This is a genomic window from Beijerinckia indica subsp. indica ATCC 9039 (assembly GCF_000019845.1).
GTDB lineage: Bacteria > Pseudomonadota > Alphaproteobacteria > Rhizobiales > Beijerinckiaceae > Beijerinckia > Beijerinckia indica.
Window position 1 is genome coordinate 4,141,707 of the sequence record NC_010581.1, and the last position, 14,945, is coordinate 4,156,651.

Sequence of the window (14,945 nt, forward strand, 5' to 3'; positions counted from 1 at the left end):
TTCAGGACTTCTTTCCAAGAGGGGAAGACCCCGGCCCAACGATCGTATTGGCCAGCCTGGCGGCTCGTCCGGCGTCCATTTCGTTCAAAATGGCGCTTGCTTTCCGCGATGTGAGTTTAGCGAGAACGGCTGCTGCCATACTGTCCTCCATGGCCGCGAGCTGAAGCGCCGCGGCTTCCGGCCGCATTTGCGCGTAGATCGCGACAACATTGTCCTGGGCGGCCTTTAAAGCGTCCTCGCGCTTTGCCATCCATTCCTGATATTCGGTGCGCTTCGCGTCGAGCTCCGCGATGCGCTCTTTCAAGCGTGTCTCGAGTTCGCCGAGTTTCGCGGTTTGCCACGTCAGCCGTGCGTTCTTCAAAGTTCCGATATTGTTGAGACAGAATTTTTGTATGTCGGAGACAGGTGTCTTTTCGGATTTTTCCCGCGTCGGCATAGTGTCTTCGAGCTTTTGTTTTCCGGTGGGTTTGATATGATCACCGTTCTTCGCTTCATTGGCGAAGACACTGGTTATCATTGCAGTCACAGCCAGACCGGCAAGCAAACCGCTTTTCAAACGATCGAAACCAGACGCGTGATTCATCATATCCATCCTAGCTCTTGCTGTATGTTGCCAGCCGAAGCTTGCGCCTGCCTTGCCGGTCATTGTCCGCAAAGTGTGTCTTACTATTGGACCACGAGATCGGCTTGGAGAGCCCCCGCCGATTTGATGGCCTGCAGGATCGAAATGATCCCGTCGGGTTTCAAGCCGATCTGATTGAGGCCGGCGACAAGGCTCCGCAAATTGGAGCCGCGCACGATAGAGATCGGTCCGCCGCCCTGATTGGCGTCAATTTCGGTAATCGGAGCGACCACGGTTTTCCCTTGCGAAAAGGGGGCAGGTTGCGAAATGACGGGCGCATTGGAGATCCGAACGGTCAGATTGCCTTGCGTGACAGCGACAGTGGATATTTGAACATCCTGGCCTATGACGACGGTACCGCTGCGCGAGTCGATGACGACACGGGCTGGTGTATCCGGCTCGATCGAGAGGTCACCGATTTGAGCGATGAATCGCGTGGTTCCGAGATTAGCCGGCTTGTTCAAGGCGACGGATCTTTGATCGATCTCATGCGCGAGTTCATGGCCATATTTATGAACGCCAAAGGCGTTGATCGCATCGGTGATCTTGACTGCCGTGCCGAAATCCGGATTGCGCAATTGCAGGACAAGAGGTCCGATGGAGCGCAATTGGCCGGGCACCTCGCGTTCGATCAGGGCGCCATTGGCTATCCGGCCCGCAGTCGGTACATTCTGCACGACGCTTGCCGCGGGGCCTGTTTCTGCGAAGCCGGTGACGGCGACCTGGCCTTGCGCCATGGCATAGGTTTGCCCATCGACGCCGAGGAGGGACGTCAAAATCAACGTGCCACCGAGGAGGGATGAAGCATCTCCAAGAGACGAAACGGTCACGTCGATGCGTGAGCCGGGTTGTACAAAGGGAGGCAGATCGGCAGTGACGAGGACGGCAGCGACGTTCCGCGTCCTCAAGTTGATGCCGCGGACATTCACGCCGAGCCGATCCAGCATGGATTGAATCGACTGTTCCGTGAAGACGGAATTACGCATCGTGTCGCCGGTTCCCTGGAGTCCGACCACGAGCCCATAGCCCATGATCTGATTGTCCCGGACCCCTTGCAAGGCCGCTATATCCTTGATGCGGACACTGGCGAAGGCTGGTGCAACAGAGAAGCAGGCCAAGCAGCAACAAGCCAGGAGAGAAAATATTCTTCTTGTCATCAGCTGCCGCTCACCCGTATCGAACCGTCGGCTTGTACGATCCCGGAAACGGTCAAGCCACTATCGAGATTGCGTACGCTGACATTGTCGCCGACACTGCCGGATTGAAGCGCCGAGCCGAAAGCCGTGATCGTCAGACCGCTTTCCATGAAGACGATACGCACTTTGGCGCCGTTTAAAACCGCTTTGGGTTCGCTCAGCGCATTGATGGGAATAGGGACGCCGGGAAGAAGTGTGCGGCGCGCGGCTTTGCCGACGAGGGCGGCGCGTTCTGTCAGAACATTGCCTCGGGCATAAGTGGAATTGGCGGCAAATTCCCGCTCGATGATCCAGGCTTCCTTGATTGTATCTCCTGGATAGATCGTGGTGGTCGGGACGGGGAGAACCAGCGCATCGGAAGCCTCCACGGGATGGACCGCAGAGAGTGTCGACAAACACGCCGCGACACCCAATGGGAGAAAGCGTAAGCTTGATATGAGAAACCATGGCTTCCGGTGCATGATCTTATCCCATGTTCTTCGAAATCGTCGTTGCCATTTCATCGGCGGCTTGAATGACTTTGGAGTTCATTTCATAGGCGCGCTGGGCGGAAATCAGATCGGTGATCTCCTTGACCGGGTCGACGTTGGAGGTTTCGAGGTAGCCTTGATTGATCGTCGCAAAGCCAATATCCCCCGGAGTGCCGCTCACCGGAGTGCCGGAGGCTTCAGTCTGACGATAGAGATTGCTGCCAAGCGGTGTCAGACCGGCTTCATTGGCAAAATTGGTCAGGGTCAACTGGCCGATTTGTTGCGCGCTCGTTTGGCCGTTGCGAGTCACTGAAACGACACCGGATTGATTGACGGCGACATCCGTCGCATCAGTTGGAATGGTGATGTTGGGGTTGACGAGATAACCATCCGTCGTGACCAATTGTCCGGTCGCATTGGTGCTGAAGGCGCCGGCGCGCGTATACAAAGTTTCACCCTCCGGACTTGTGACCTGAAACCAGCCGCGCCCGTTGAGGGCCAAGTCAAGCTTGTTCCCGGTATTGGTGAGCGTGCCCTGCACATGCAGATTACGAATCGCAGCTGTTCTGACGCCCAAGCCTAATTGCGCACCTTCGGGAATCATATTGCTTTGGCCACGATTGGCTACGCCCTGGAGGCGTTCCGCCTGATAGAGAAGATCGGTAAATTCAGCCCGTGCACGTTTAAAGGCCGTTGTATTCATATTGGCGATATTATTCGCGATGACCTGCACGTTGAGGTCCTGGGCCGCCATGCCCGTCGCGGCAATCGAAAGTGCTTTCATGATGTGTGTCCTGGAGCAACTGCGAGGGAGTTCGGAATCGATCGAGAAGAATAGGTCTCAACCTCATGGCCATGAACAGCGACCGAAGGAATATTCTCGAACGTTCGTTGTGCTCTGAGAAAGGGAAAGTTCGAGAGTGATACCGAGAGCACCGATGACGACTCTCGGTATCGGGCACCGCGAGCAAGGGCTTTGCGGGCTTCAGCCGAAGGGAAGAACGCTCTAGATTGGCATCTGGCTGATGGATTGATAGGCTGAAACGACCTTGTCCCGGACCGCGATCGCCGTTTGCAGGGATTGTTGCGCAGTCATCATGCTTTCAACGACCTGTTGCACGGATGCCTTGCCTTGCAGGCCGGATATCGAAGCCGCTTCCGCGGTCTTGAGATTATCGACGGCTTGATTTGTGACCTGCGACAGAATTGCGCTGAAATCGGTACCTGAATCGGTGATGTTGGAAGCGGCTGGCCCCCGTTTTATGGAGGTGATGGTCTTGCCGACAGCGTCGGTTGCAACGGAGGCCAAACCATCGAGAACGGGACCAATCAAGGAAAGCGCGGGCAACATATTCAACTCCTCAAAAGATCGATTGTCATTGTCGACAAATCGCGTGCTTGTTTCAGAACTTGCAGATTAGCCTCGTAAGACCGGTTGGCTTCCCGCATGTCCGCCATTTCGATCAGAATGTTGACATTAGGCCGTTTGACGAAGCCTTTGTCGTCTGCGGCGGGATTGCCTGGGTCATGTTCACGTTGAAAAGGCGTGGTGTCCTTGCCAATGCTTTTAATCTGCACCAGATCGAGGCCGGACAGACGATCCATTTCACTCGAAAATGTTACCGTCTTGCGCTGATAGGGGTTCGCGCCGGCTGTCGTACCGGTCGATTCCGAATTGGCCATATTTTCCGAAATCACGCGCAAACGTGTCGATTGCGCCTCGAGACCGGAACCAGCAATCTTCATGGAAGCTTTGAGAGGATCGATCATCATCAGGCCTTCACGGCTGTCAGCAACATTTGTTGGAAAGAGCGCGCTATATTTGTATTCAATGTATAGGCGCCGTGAATTTCGCCGGTTTTCATCAGTTCCTGTTCCAAACTGACGGAATTGCCGGAATGAGTGGTCTCCCAACCCGCCTCCGTGTGCCCGGCGGTCAAATCGGCTTCATTCGGATCGGCGGCGAGATGCTTGGGCGAGGTGGCTGTCATCCTCAGGCCGCTTTCGCTATAGACCTGTTCAAAAGGCAGAAGATCAACCGATTTGAAGCCGGGTGTATTCGCCTGCGCGATATTTTGCGCAATCGTCGCCTGCCGCAGCGTCAACCAGCGCGCTTGCTGGGAAACCAGATCCAATACGGTGACGGGGCCCATCGAGTTCCTCTCCACACATCAATTGAAGTGCTGGTTTACAGAAGAAATCTTGCCCCGGGCTGGTCGCCCCATTCTGCGCTTCGTGTTTTCGGCCGTGGGTGGTGTGCAAAATGGCCAGTTTGTCAATCCGTTTCCGTGTGATCCGATTGGCATGATGGCTCAAGACAATGGATTCCGGTAGGTTCACGAAATTATGTGCTTCATGCGCTGATCAGACACTCGTTCGTAGCCATCATTCATCGGAGAACTCATGAAAGCGCTCGTCTATCGTGGTCCAGGACAAAAGCTGGTGGAGGAACGCCAAAAGCCCGAGCTCAAGGAACCAGGCGATGCCATCGTCAAAGTGACGAAGACAACGATTTGCGGGACAGATCTGCATATCCTCAAGGGCGATGTCGCGACCTGCAAGCCTGGCCGCGTCCTTGGTCATGAAGGCGTCGGTGTCATCGAATCGGTCGGGAGCGGCGTCACGGCTTTTCAGCCGGGCGACAGGGTTCTCATCTCCTGCATTTCGTCTTGCGGTAAATGTTCCTTCTGCCGAAGGGGCATGTTCTCCCATTGCACGACCGGAGGCTGGATTCTCGGCAATGAAATCGATGGGACACAGGCGGAATATGTGCGTGTGCCGCATGCCGATACGAGCCTCTATCGGATTCCTGCTGGTGCCGATGAAGAAGCTTTGGTGATGTTGAGCGATATTCTGCCGACGGGATTCGAATGCGGAGTCTTGAACGGCAAAGTGGCACCGGGCTCGAGCGTTGCTATTGTGGGCGCCGGCCCCGTTGGTCTGGCGGCTTTGCTGACCGCGCAATTCTATTCACCCGCCGAAATCATCATGATCGATCTCGATGACAATCGTTTGGGTCTCGCCAAGCAATTTGGTGCCACGCGGACCGTCAATAGTACCGGGGGTAACGCCGCCGCCGAGGTGAAGGCCCTGACTGAGGGACTGGGTGTCGATACTGCGATCGAGGCGGTCGGCATTCCTGCAACATTTGAATTATGTCAGAATATTGTGGCGCCTGGCGGCACGATTGCCAATGTTGGTGTGCATGGATCCAAGGTTGATCTACACCTTGAAAGTCTGTGGTCCCACAATGTCACGATCACGACGCGCCTCGTCGATACGGCGACGACACCCATGCTTTTGAAAACGGTGCAATCGCACAAGCTCGATCCGAGCCGTCTGATCACCCACCGCTTCTCGCTGGATCAGATCCTTGATGCCTATGAAACCTTCGGTCAGGCGGCCAGTACACAAGCCTTGAAGGTGATCATTTCGATGGAGGCTTGAGCCTCCATCGGGTTCACGCCAGAAGATCGAGCAGGGCGGAAATGAGAGGCTCGTCGGCGGGCGGCATGGGATAGTCGCGCAGTGCACGCGGCGCGACCCATTTCAGAGTCTGCCCCTCGCGCGGGCTGACGAAGCCTTGCCAGCGCCGGCAGATATAGAGCGGCATCAGGAGATGAAAATGCTCATAGGCGTGGCTGGCGAAGGTCAGGGGCGCGAGGCAAGGTTCGGCGACCGTAATACCCAATTCCTCGGTGAGCTCACGGATTAGGGCCGCCTCGGGGCTTTCTCCCGGCTCGACCTTGCCGCCGGGAAATTCCCAAAGGCCGGCGAGGGTTTTGCCGGGAGGGCGCTGGGCGATCAGCACGCGCATATCCTGATCGACCAGCGCCACGGCGACAACGAGAAGCAGAGACTGACTCACGAGCGGTAATCACCATTGATTTCGACATAGGCTTTGGTGAGGTCGCAGGTCCAGAGCCGGGCGCTTCCCTCGCCGAGCCCGAGATCGACGCGAATATCGATCTTGTCGGCCTGCATCAAGCGTGAGACGGCTGCCTCGTCATAGGCTGGATCGCGCATGCCTTTGTAAGCGACGCGGATATCTCCGAACCAGATGGCGAGTTTGTCACGCTCGGCCTTTTCCCCGGCCTTGCCGACCGCCATGACGATCCGGCCCCAATTGGCATCCTCGCCGGCGATCGCCGTCTTGACGAGGGGTGAATCGGCAATGGACCGGGCAATTTTCCTGGCGGCACCCGGGCTCGCCGCGCCTTCGACGACGATCTCGACGAATTTCCGCGCGCCCTCGCCATCCTTTACGACTTGATGAGCGAGATCGAGCAGCAGGGCGTCGAGCGCCTTGCGAAAGGGTTTGAGCTTGCGATCACCCTTGGTCTTGATCCGTGGGGCGCCCCGGTGCGCGGCCGCACCGGTGGCGAACAACAGCAAAGTATCGGAAGTGGATGTATCGCTGTCGACGGTGATGGAATTGAAGGACCCTTGTACGCCGCGTGTCAGCAGGGATTGCAGCACTGGCGCGTCGATCGGCGCATCGGTGAAGATGAAGGACAGCATGGTCGCCATATCCGGCGCGATCATGCCAGCCCCCTTGGCAATGCCCGTGATGACAATCGGAACCCCGTCGATCTCGGTTCGCGCCACCGCGACCTTTGGATAAGTATCCGTGGTCATGATCGCGCGGGCGGCATCAAGGGCACCATCGGGGGAGGCGGCATCGCGCAAGGGTTCCAGAACACCCTCGAATTTGCTGGCGTCGAGCGGTTCTCCAATGACGCCGGTCGAGGCGAGGAAAATTTCCGATTGCGGCACGTCCAACGCCTTGGCTGCGAGCGAGGCGGTCGTCTTGACCGCTTCGGCTCCGAGCTTGCCGGTGAAGGCATTGGCATTGCCCGAATTGACGACGAGCGCGCGTGCCTTGCCTCCCTCGAGCTTGGTCTTGCACCAATCGACCGGTGCGGAGGGGCATTTCGAGCGGGTGAAGACGCCGGCGACTTCTGTCCCCTTGTCGAACAGGGCGAGGAGGACATCGGTACGGCCCTGATAGCGGATGCCTGCAGCGCCGGTCGCGAAACGCACGCCGTCCACGGGAGGAAGATCGGGATAGGTTTTGGGGGCAAGCGGCGAAACGGCAACGGCCATGGGGCCTCCTCCTTGAGCAAACCTTTGATGTGCGGACCTTGGATGCGTAAACGCACGATGGGATGCGCTGGATTGGATTCGTGCATCAGGCGCTGGCCGGGTTTGCCGGAGCGTAACCCGTGCCGTCAAGCAGAAAGGGATAGAAAGCACAAGGAGGACATCGGGTCCGGCACGCGGTGTGCAACGCACACACCCGCATGACAATTTTGTCATATTACGATTATCGGGGTTTTGACGTGCCGCGAGATTTGCTTAATATTCCCCATTATGAAAATACTTTAGCAAGTCAATAATATAGTAACAATCTTAATTCTTAGTTAATGTTTACGGCTTGTATGAATTGAAGCTGAATAAGACCCTTTGTCTTGGCCGTGGTCCGGAATGAATATTGCGGTTGGCGAGGAGGAAGAAAAGGCCGTTTGATTCAATAGGTTTCTTTTGTTTGATTTTTTCTCCGATTAATGGCAAATTGCCAATCTCTATTTTGTTACCGCGGTGCGGCATTGATATGTGCAATGCAGCATCCATTTCCATTATAAGGGCCGATCACGGGCCTAACGGCCCATCGAAGGCCAGGAAATTTGGCTCTGGGGGCCGATCGGTTCGAGCCATCGCTCCCCCATTGAGCGGCTGCTCCGAGTCACCGAGCGACCACTCAGCACATTTGGGAGGAACAATCGCACGAGGTCCACTGGCCAATGGAGGCTTGCGGGCGACATCGTGTTTTCTTGTAATTTGAAGGTTTGGCGCATGGATCCCTCCTGTCGTTCCGCCTTCGTTGAGGAGGCAGACGAATGGTTGGCTTAGGGAAAACCATTTTCGATTTGTCACATTTTCATCGCCAGTGGGAAAACCTCTGGAATAATGATGTTCAGCGCGACGATGTCGATGAATCGTTCGACCGCTTGTGGGAAATCGAGGACTTCGGCTCAAATCCCGGCAATCTTCGCATGCTCATCCATGTGCCGGAGGACCTGCCGCCGAATCCGGCCCTGGTCGTTGTTTTGCACGGATGTTCGCAAACCGCCGCTGGCTATGATCATGGCACGGGTTGGTCGCGTCTGGCCGATCAGCAAGGGTTCGTGCTCGTCTATCCCGAGCAGCGGCGCGCCAATAATCCCAAAAGTTGCTTCTCCTGGTTCGACCCAGGCGATATGCAGCGCGATATGGGCGAGCCCCTGTCGATCCGACAGATGATCGAGAAGGCGGTCGTCGATCATAAAATCGACCGGTCACGGATTTTCATCAACGGACTTTCGGCCGGCGGCGCGATGACCAATATCATGCTCGCGACCTATCCAGAGGTGTTCGCGGCGGGCGCCATCATTGCCGGGCTGCCCTATGGCGCGGCTACCAATATGCATGAGGCCCTGCGCGCCATGTTCGAGGGCGCGGAACGCGACGCCGAGGTCTGGGGCGATCTCGTTCGCACGGCTTCGGAACATAAGGGGGCATGGCCGCGGATATCGATCTGGCACGGAACCTCGGATCGGACGGTGAAATTTTCGAACGCGGCGGAAATCCTTAAACAATGGCATAATCTGCATGGGCTTGAGACCGGCAAGCCGCGCTATGGTCGCATTGACGGCTATACCTATCGCGGCTGGCACGCGGCTTCGGGGGCCGTCCTGGTCGAGGATTATCAGCTTGATGGCATGGCGCATGGCGTGCCGCTTGATGTGCAAGGGGAAAATAGCCGGGAAACCAGTGGCTCCTTCCTGCTCGATGTCGGCATTTCCTCCACATCGCATATTGCCCGGTTTTTCGGTTTGATGGGGTCTGAGACGCTGCGCCATCGTGTCGTGCAGCCTCCCATCTGGCAAATAGCCGGTGGGCCACTCGATGCCCGTCTCCCCCCTGTCGACAGGGCCGTGGCCGTCGCCAAGCCCGGTAAAGTCGTCAGCGTCATCGGCAAGACGGCCACGGTGCTGAAATTTTAGTCTTCCGCGGGGGCCGGGCCAAAGTCTGCGGCAAGCGCATCATTTTGGGGAGCTTGTCGTCCGAAGAGAATCAAGAAAAGTGTCCCAGCGCGCGAGGGCATTCTTGATGATGGATAGCCTAAGCGATTATTAAATCATTAAAGTATAATTGAGAGCCTCGAAAGTCCGCGCCGCAGACTTTCGAGGCTCTCTGTCTTTGGTAAGTTATAAGGTGATTCCCAAAAGGTTCCACTTCCAGGCTCTTTGGCTGAGCTTGTGCTAATTTTGTCACGTTTGCTTCAATTCTAAGAAAATCTCCGCTCCCCGGCTCGACAAGGCGAGGAACTTGCTGACTATAGCAGGAGAATAGCTTGATCAGAGTCTGTGTTCAGTAGAGGCATGGCCTGCCCTTTACCGATGACCCTGATTGAGACGGGAGGGGGGATATACAATATGTTTCGTGATTGTTTTTCGTCTTCACGGCGGGATCATAAACGCTCAGTCTTCTTGGCCGGTCTGGTTGCCGCGACCTTGTCCAGCGCTCCGGCGTTCGCAGACGTCACCGACGAACTGCTTGAACAGCTTCGTGCCAAGGGCGTGCTGACTAAGGGCGAATTTCACAAGCTGAAAGCCCGTCACGCGGCGGAGGTGCAGCAAAAAGAACAGCAAAAATATGCCGCGCCTCCCGGCCGCAAGGTCGTGACCAAGGAAGGTGTTATCGTCGTGCCCGACGATCGCTATGTCACGCGTCTCGATAAGGGTATTGGCGTGCGCATCGGTGAGGTCGATGTTAAACTCTCCGGTGATCTGAGCTTCTTCGCCACCAATGGCTTCAAAACTCAAGGCGATGCGGTTGTCGCGGGCGGCATTGCTGGTGCTGCTTCTGGAAGCCACGTCAATAATGCGAGTTCGATTCAAGCGGGTCTTCTGCCAAGCGCTCTCGTCGTCAGCCTGGCCACCCACCAAATGGGTTATGATCTCGGTTTTACCCTCGGCCTCTATACCAGCGGCACGAATACGCATCCGGGCACCTTTAATGCCAATGATGCGGGCAGTGCCGTTGCTCTTGGTACGCCGGGCATTGATCTGCGTCAGGTTTTCGGCACGATTGGCACGCCGGATTTTGGTACGGTCAAAATCGGTCGCGATCTGGGTCTCTTCGGCGCTGACGCTATTTTGTTTGACCAGACGCTGCTCGGCTCTGGTTCGTTGCTGGCGACCGCCAGCCCGCACAATACGACATTCGGCCGTATCGGCGTTGGCTACGTCTATGCCGACTGGATTCCACAGGTCACCTATATCTCGCCTGAATTCTACGGCTTCACGTTCTCGATCGGTGCCTTCTCGCCCTATCAGCAATTCAACAGCACTGGCCTTTCTGGCACTATGACCGCGCATGACCAGCCCGGTTTCCAGGCGCGGCTCAAATATGTGGGCCAGTTGACGCCCGACTTGAAACTGACGGCCTGGGTTGACGGTCTCACGCAGCAGCACAGGACGGAAGTCGGCGACGCTGTCTTTCTCACGCCCGGCACCAATATCCGCACCAGTGCCGTCGACGGCGGTCTGAAGTTCGATCTCGGTGCCCTCAGCCTCGTTGGCTATGGCTATTATGGTTCCGGCCTCGGCACCACGGGCCTTTATTACGATGGTATCAGCATCGACGGCCAGAAGAGAAACTCCTCCGGTTTCTACGGTCAGGCCGCCTATACGTTCGATGGCCGGTTTACCGTTGGCGGCAGTTATGGCGCCAGCTATCTCGACGCGAACTGGATCGATTACCAGCCGGGCTTTGGCAATGGCACCTTGGTCCATTCGAACTCGTCCTGGATCGGCTTTGGCCGCTACAAGCTGACCGATTGGGTCAATATCCAGGGCGAATATATTCATACGATCTCGCGCAACGCTTTGGGCGGCAGCCTCTCGAGCGATGCCTTCGTGATCGGCACGACTTTCTTCTTCTGATCCTCGAGAGCAAAGAAAAACGGCCCCGAGGGAGTTCAATCCTCGGGGCCGTTTTTATTGGAGAATTGATTTCAAAAATATTTCTTTAATTCCTCCGCCGCCGCGCGCGGATCTTGTCCGAGATTAAAGGCATTGATGAACTGGCCTCGGCGGTCCATCAAATAGACGAGCCCCGTATGGTCGAGCGTATAATCGCCATTGGGGCCGGGGATTTGCCGGCTATAGACGCGAAAGGCCTTGGCGACCGCGTTGATCTTGTCCTTCTCGCCTGTCAGGCCGATGATCCGCGGATCGAAACTCGACAGATAGTCACGGAGGACCGCCGGCGTGTCGCGTTCCGGGTCGAGCGTGATGAAGACCCCTGTGACCGGCGCCTTCTCACCCATTGCCTTGAAGACGGCACTCATGTCGGCGAGTGCCGTCGGGCAGAAATCCGGGCAATGCGTATAACCGAAGAAGAGAAGATAGGGTCTGCCGAGCAAATCCTTGTCGCTTATGGTTCGGCCGTCAGTGGCTTCCAACACGAAGGGGCCACCAATCCGAGGGCCTGCAGGTTGTGACTCACGGATTTTTGAATCAATGCCGAGAGGGTCATGCCCCGGCAGAACGAGCAAGACTGTGGCGGCGAGGACCGCGAGGATCACCGCGAAAGCCGTGATGAGAAGACCGCTGGGCGGAGGAGACTTGGAGAGCGGGGCCATGGGCGGCTTCCTACGAGAAATTTCAAGCGGGTTCCAGACAAATGTCCTTGCGCAAGTTTAGAGCCTTAGACCCGAAAGAGGATCCACTTTTTGGATCAATCTGACGTGTTTTCAAAGATCTAGGGCATCAGACCCAAAAGTGGCTCCCGCTTTTGGGACCAATCTGATGCGTTTTCAGAAAGACGGAGCGTCTAACAGGGTTCCTTTCAAGGGTCCGATGCTTTCGAGCGTAAGCTTGACGAAACAGGAAATGGATTGGGCGGCTCGGGTAGGATATGGTGCGCCACCTGCTCTTTCCCCCAATCCCTTTCCGGAGGCTTGCATGGCGGACCCGACGCCTGCTGAAAAAATTCCTGTCACCGTGCTGACCGGCTATCTCGGAGCCGGCAAGACCACTTTGCTGAACCGGATCCTTAGCGAGGATCACGGCCAGAAATTTGCCGTCATCGTCAATGAATTCGGTGAGATCGGCATCGACAATGATCTCGTCGTTGGTGCCGACGAAGAAGTGTTCGAGATGAACAATGGCTGCATCTGTTGCACGGTGCGCGGCGATCTGATCCGCATCATCGAAGGGCTGATGAAACGCCGTGGTAAGTTCGACGCCATCATCGTGGAGACGACTGGCCTTGCTGATCCGGCGCCGGTCGCGCAGACTTTTTTCGTCGATGCCGATGTGGAAAATGCCGCGCGCCTCGACGCGGTGGTGACGGTTGCCGACGCCAAATGGTTATCGCAGAGGCTGAAGGATGCACCGGAAGCCAAGAACCAGATTGCTTTCGCCGACGTGATCTTGCTCAACAAGACCGATCTTGTCAGCGCGGAAGAACTGGCCGAGGTCGAAGGACGGATCCGGGCGATCAATCCTTATGCGAAGCTGCATAAGACGGTTCAGTGCGCCGTGTCGCTCGATGCCGTCATCGGCCGTAATGCCTTCGATCTTGAACGCATTCTTGAAATCGAGCCGGATTTTTTGAATGCGGAAGATGATCACGATCATGGGCATGATCACCACGATCACCATGATCATGATCACAAACATGATCACCATCACGGCCACGACCATGGTCATGCCCACGATCATGAACATGCTGGAGGGCTGAAACATTATCATGACGAGGAGATGCAATCCGTCGCGCTGACGATCTCGGGCGATGTCGATCCGGAAAAATTCCTGCCCTGGCTCAATGATTACGTCCAGAAGGAAGGGATTTCGATCCTGCGTTCCAAGGGTATTCTGGCGTTCAAGGACGAACCGAAGCGCTTTGTCTTCCAGGGTGTCCATATGATCCTCGATGGCAACTTGCAGCGTGAGTGGAAGCCTGGCGAACAGCGCGTGAGCCGCATCGTCTTCATTGGTCGCCACTTGAAGGGAGATGAGATCAAGCAGGGCTTTTTGGCTTGCGCAGCGTGATAAGATATTTAATCTATGGATAAGATGGTTTTTCATGCCTGAGAGGCGTGGCGGGGCGTTCGAGAGGCGTCCGGCCGCGCGATCGGAGACTGTTTGATGGAACGACGTCGATTGGGACGAACGGATCTGTTCGTTTCGGAAATTTGCCTTGGCACCATGACTTGGGGTCAACAGAATACCGAGGCCGAGGGCCACGCGCAGATGGATTATGCGGTGGAACAAGGCATCAATTTCTTCGATACCGCGGAAATGTATTCGATCCCTCCCAAGGCCGAGACACAAGGCTCGACCGAGCGCATCATCGGGACTTGGTTCAAGGCGCGCGGCAATCGCGACAAGATCATTCTCGCCTCAAAAGTCTCTGGACGTGGCGAGGCCACCTGGCTGCGCCCGGATGGCTCGAAAACCCGCATCGACCGCAAAAATATCGAGGCAGCGATCGAGGGTTCGCTCAGGCGGTTACAAACCGATTATATCGATGTCTATCAATTGCATTGGCCTGATCGGCCCCTGGCTTTATTCGCCGGCCAGACGACGACCTTCAAGGACGTGCCGGAACCGCTCGAAAATCCGATCGAGGAAACCGTCGAAATCCTGGGCGATCTCGTCAAGACCGGCAAGGTCCGTCATATCGCTTTGTCCAACGAAACGGCCTGGGGCACGATGCGTTTCGTGCAAGCCTCCGAAGCGGGGCATGGACCGCGTGTCGTCTCGATCCAGAACGCCTATAATCTTATAAACCGGACCTTCGAGATCGGCCTGGCCGAAGTGGCCTTGCGCGAGAATGTGGGTCTTTTGGCCTATTCCCCTTTGGCGCAAGGTTATCTTACCGGCAAATATCAGGGGGGCGCCCGCCCGCCTGGGGCGCGTACGACCTTGTTTGATCGTGGCCAGCGGTATGAAAAGCCCGCCGCCTCCGAGGCAATCGACGCCTATCTGGCCCTTGCCAAGGAGTTCGGCCTCGATCCCGCGCAAATGGCGCTCGCCTTCGTGACATCGCGACCCTTCGTCACATCCAATATTATCGGTGCGACGACGATGGAGCAGTTGAAGGTCGATATTGCCTCGATCCATGTGAAGATCGCGGCCGATCTCGAAAAGCGGATCGACGCCCTCCATCAAATTTACAGCAACCCTTGCCCATAGGGTTGCTTCTTTCAAAGCGCGGTCGAGGCTCGTGTTACGAGTGACCTCTTTTTCTTATAGCCTTGTCCCGAAACATCCCCATTCGGGATGAGGCTTTAATGCGCGCTCTTGACAGCGTTGAAAGCCGTCAGGCTCGCGAATTTACCGCGCGCCTCGCCATCCATGCGCAAGCCATGGGTATGGCACCAATGCGGAAATTCCTCAGGATCGATCATGGCCCGGACGGCCGCGGTGCCCTCGCTTTCCACGCGCATTTCCGTGGCCTCGGCCTTCTGTCGCCATTCGTCGAAATCGCGCGGAAAGGTCGCGCTATCGACCATGATTTCCAGAATATCTGGATAGGCCGCGCGCGTGTACCAGGGGATGCCGATGGCTATCGGCTTGGTGGCGGGATCATCCATCATCG

At 56.5% G+C, this 14,945-nt stretch carries 16 protein-coding genes; 5 read left to right on the forward strand and 11 right to left on the reverse strand.

Features of this window, described 5'->3' with window-relative positions; all coding sequences use genetic code 11:
- Position 1: 1 nt before the first annotated feature.
- The 7 genes from BIND_RS18560 to flgB form a co-directional block, all read right to left on the reverse strand.
- Positions 2-586, reverse strand: a complete 585-nt coding sequence (locus BIND_RS18560; protein WP_012386550.1) for a MotE family protein — start codon at positions 584-586, stop codon at positions 2-4.
- 80 nt (positions 587-666) lie between these two features.
- On the reverse strand, positions 667-1,779 hold the full coding sequence (gene flgI, locus BIND_RS18565) for a flagellar basal body P-ring protein FlgI (protein WP_012386551.1): 1,113 nt from the start codon (positions 1,777-1,779) through the stop codon (positions 667-669).
- Complete coding sequence (gene flgA / locus BIND_RS18570; RefSeq protein ID WP_244395921.1) at positions 1,779-2,213, reverse strand: flagellar basal body P-ring formation chaperone FlgA; 435 nt, start codon at positions 2,211-2,213, stop codon at positions 1,779-1,781. The genes flgI and flgA overlap by 1 nt, the downstream gene beginning before the upstream one ends.
- Positions 2,214-2,283: 70 nt before the next feature.
- Entirely contained in the window at positions 2,284-3,072 is a 789-nt protein-coding gene (gene flgG, locus BIND_RS18575; RefSeq protein WP_012386553.1) for a flagellar basal-body rod protein FlgG, read from the reverse strand.
- 222 nt (positions 3,073-3,294) lie between these two features.
- Complete coding sequence (gene fliE / locus BIND_RS18580) at positions 3,295-3,639, reverse strand: flagellar hook-basal body complex protein FliE (protein ID WP_012386554.1); 345 nt, start codon at positions 3,637-3,639, stop codon at positions 3,295-3,297.
- A gap of 2 nt (positions 3,640-3,641) precedes the next feature.
- Positions 3,642-4,058, reverse strand: coding sequence for a flagellar basal body rod protein FlgC (flgC, locus tag BIND_RS18585; RefSeq protein WP_012386555.1), 417 nt, complete (start codon positions 4,056-4,058; stop codon positions 3,642-3,644).
- A 2-nt stretch (positions 4,059-4,060) separates the two neighbouring features.
- Positions 4,061-4,441: a flagellar basal body rod protein FlgB gene (gene flgB / locus BIND_RS18590; RefSeq protein WP_012386556.1), complete on the reverse strand. Its 381-nt coding sequence runs from the start codon at positions 4,439-4,441 to the stop codon at positions 4,061-4,063.
- Positions 4,442-4,691: 250 nt separating this feature from the next.
- Here flgB and BIND_RS18595 point away from each other — a divergent pair, with 250 nt between their 5' ends.
- Positions 4,692-5,735, forward strand: coding sequence for a zinc-dependent alcohol dehydrogenase family protein (locus tag BIND_RS18595; RefSeq protein ID WP_012386557.1), 1,044 nt, complete (start codon positions 4,692-4,694; stop codon positions 5,733-5,735).
- 13 nt (positions 5,736-5,748) lie between these two features.
- On the opposite strand, the gene BIND_RS18600 is transcribed toward BIND_RS18595, so the two are convergent.
- Positions 5,749-6,156, reverse strand: a complete 408-nt coding sequence (locus BIND_RS18600) for a (deoxy)nucleoside triphosphate pyrophosphohydrolase (RefSeq protein WP_012386558.1) — start codon at positions 6,154-6,156, stop codon at positions 5,749-5,751.
- Complete coding sequence (argJ, locus tag BIND_RS18605; RefSeq protein WP_012386559.1) at positions 6,153-7,394, reverse strand: bifunctional glutamate N-acetyltransferase/amino-acid acetyltransferase ArgJ; 1,242 nt, start codon at positions 7,392-7,394, stop codon at positions 6,153-6,155. Before argJ ends, BIND_RS18600 begins: the two co-directional genes overlap by 4 nt.
- Before the next feature lie 794 nt (positions 7,395-8,188).
- Between argJ and BIND_RS18610 the strand changes: the two genes are divergently transcribed.
- Together BIND_RS18610 and BIND_RS18615 are read left to right on the forward strand one after the other, a co-directional pair.
- Positions 8,189-9,334 (forward strand): extracellular catalytic domain type 1 short-chain-length polyhydroxyalkanoate depolymerase, encoded by a 1,146-nt coding sequence (locus tag BIND_RS18610; RefSeq protein ID WP_012386560.1) that lies wholly within the window; start codon positions 8,189-8,191, stop codon positions 9,332-9,334.
- A 486-nt stretch (positions 9,335-9,820) separates the two neighbouring features.
- Positions 9,821-11,278 (forward strand): porin family protein, encoded by a 1,458-nt coding sequence (locus tag BIND_RS18615; protein WP_041779055.1) that lies wholly within the window; start codon positions 9,821-9,823, stop codon positions 11,276-11,278.
- A gap of 71 nt (positions 11,279-11,349) precedes the next feature.
- On the opposite strand, the gene BIND_RS18620 is transcribed toward BIND_RS18615, so the two are convergent.
- The gene (locus BIND_RS18620) at positions 11,350-11,979 is read right to left on the reverse strand and encodes an SCO family protein (protein ID WP_012386562.1); all 630 of its coding nucleotides are present in this window, start codon (positions 11,977-11,979) and stop codon (positions 11,350-11,352) included.
- A 322-nt stretch (positions 11,980-12,301) separates the two neighbouring features.
- On the opposite strand from BIND_RS18620, the gene BIND_RS18625 reads away from it, so the two are divergent.
- On the forward strand, positions 12,302-13,393 hold the full coding sequence (locus tag BIND_RS18625; RefSeq protein ID WP_012386563.1) for a CobW family GTP-binding protein: 1,092 nt from the start codon (positions 12,302-12,304) through the stop codon (positions 13,391-13,393).
- Positions 13,394-13,489: 96 nt separating this feature from the next.
- Entirely contained in the window at positions 13,490-14,539 is a 1,050-nt protein-coding gene (locus tag BIND_RS18630; protein WP_012386564.1) for an NADP(H)-dependent aldo-keto reductase, read from the forward strand.
- A gap of 95 nt (positions 14,540-14,634) precedes the next feature.
- On the opposite strand, the gene BIND_RS18635 is transcribed toward BIND_RS18630, so the two are convergent.
- A complete protein-coding gene (locus tag BIND_RS18635) occupies positions 14,635-14,943 on the reverse strand; it encodes a hypothetical protein (protein WP_012386565.1) in 309 nt (102 codons plus the stop codon).
- Positions 14,944-14,945: the final 2 nt, after the last annotated feature.

Coding starts and splice junctions, on each gene's coding strand:
- BIND_RS18560 (WP_012386550.1), bottom strand. CDS start 586: ATGATGAATCACGCGTCTGGTTTCGATCGTTTGAAAAGCGGTTTGCTT.
- flgI (WP_012386551.1), bottom strand. CDS start 1,779: ATGACAAGAAGAATATTTTCTCTCCTGGCTTGTTGCTGCTTGGCCTGC.
- flgG (WP_012386553.1), bottom strand. CDS start 3,072: ATGAAAGCACTTTCGATTGCCGCGACGGGCATGGCGGCCCAGGACCTC.
- fliE (WP_012386554.1), bottom strand. CDS start 3,639: ATGTTGCCCGCGCTTTCCTTGATTGGTCCCGTTCTCGATGGTTTGGCC.
- flgC (WP_012386555.1), bottom strand. CDS start 4,058: ATGATCGATCCTCTCAAAGCTTCCATGAAGATTGCTGGTTCCGGTCTC.
- flgB (WP_012386556.1), bottom strand. CDS start 4,441: ATGGGCCCCGTCACCGTATTGGATCTGGTTTCCCAGCAAGCGCGCTGG.
- BIND_RS18595 (WP_012386557.1), top strand. CDS start 4,692: ATGAAAGCGCTCGTCTATCGTGGTCCAGGACAAAAGCTGGTGGAGGAA.
- argJ (WP_012386559.1), bottom strand. CDS start 7,394: ATGGCCGTTGCCGTTTCGCCGCTTGCCCCCAAAACCTATCCCGATCTT.
- BIND_RS18610 (WP_012386560.1), top strand. CDS start 8,189: ATGGTTGGCTTAGGGAAAACCATTTTCGATTTGTCACATTTTCATCGC.
- BIND_RS18620 (WP_012386562.1), bottom strand. CDS start 11,979: ATGGCCCCGCTCTCCAAGTCTCCTCCGCCCAGCGGTCTTCTCATCACG.
- BIND_RS18625 (WP_012386563.1), top strand. CDS start 12,302: ATGGCGGACCCGACGCCTGCTGAAAAAATTCCTGTCACCGTGCTGACC.
- BIND_RS18630 (WP_012386564.1), top strand. CDS start 13,490: ATGGAACGACGTCGATTGGGACGAACGGATCTGTTCGTTTCGGAAATT.
- BIND_RS18635 (WP_012386565.1), bottom strand. CDS start 14,943: ATGATGGATGATCCCGCCACCAAGCCGATAGCCATCGGCATCCCCTGG.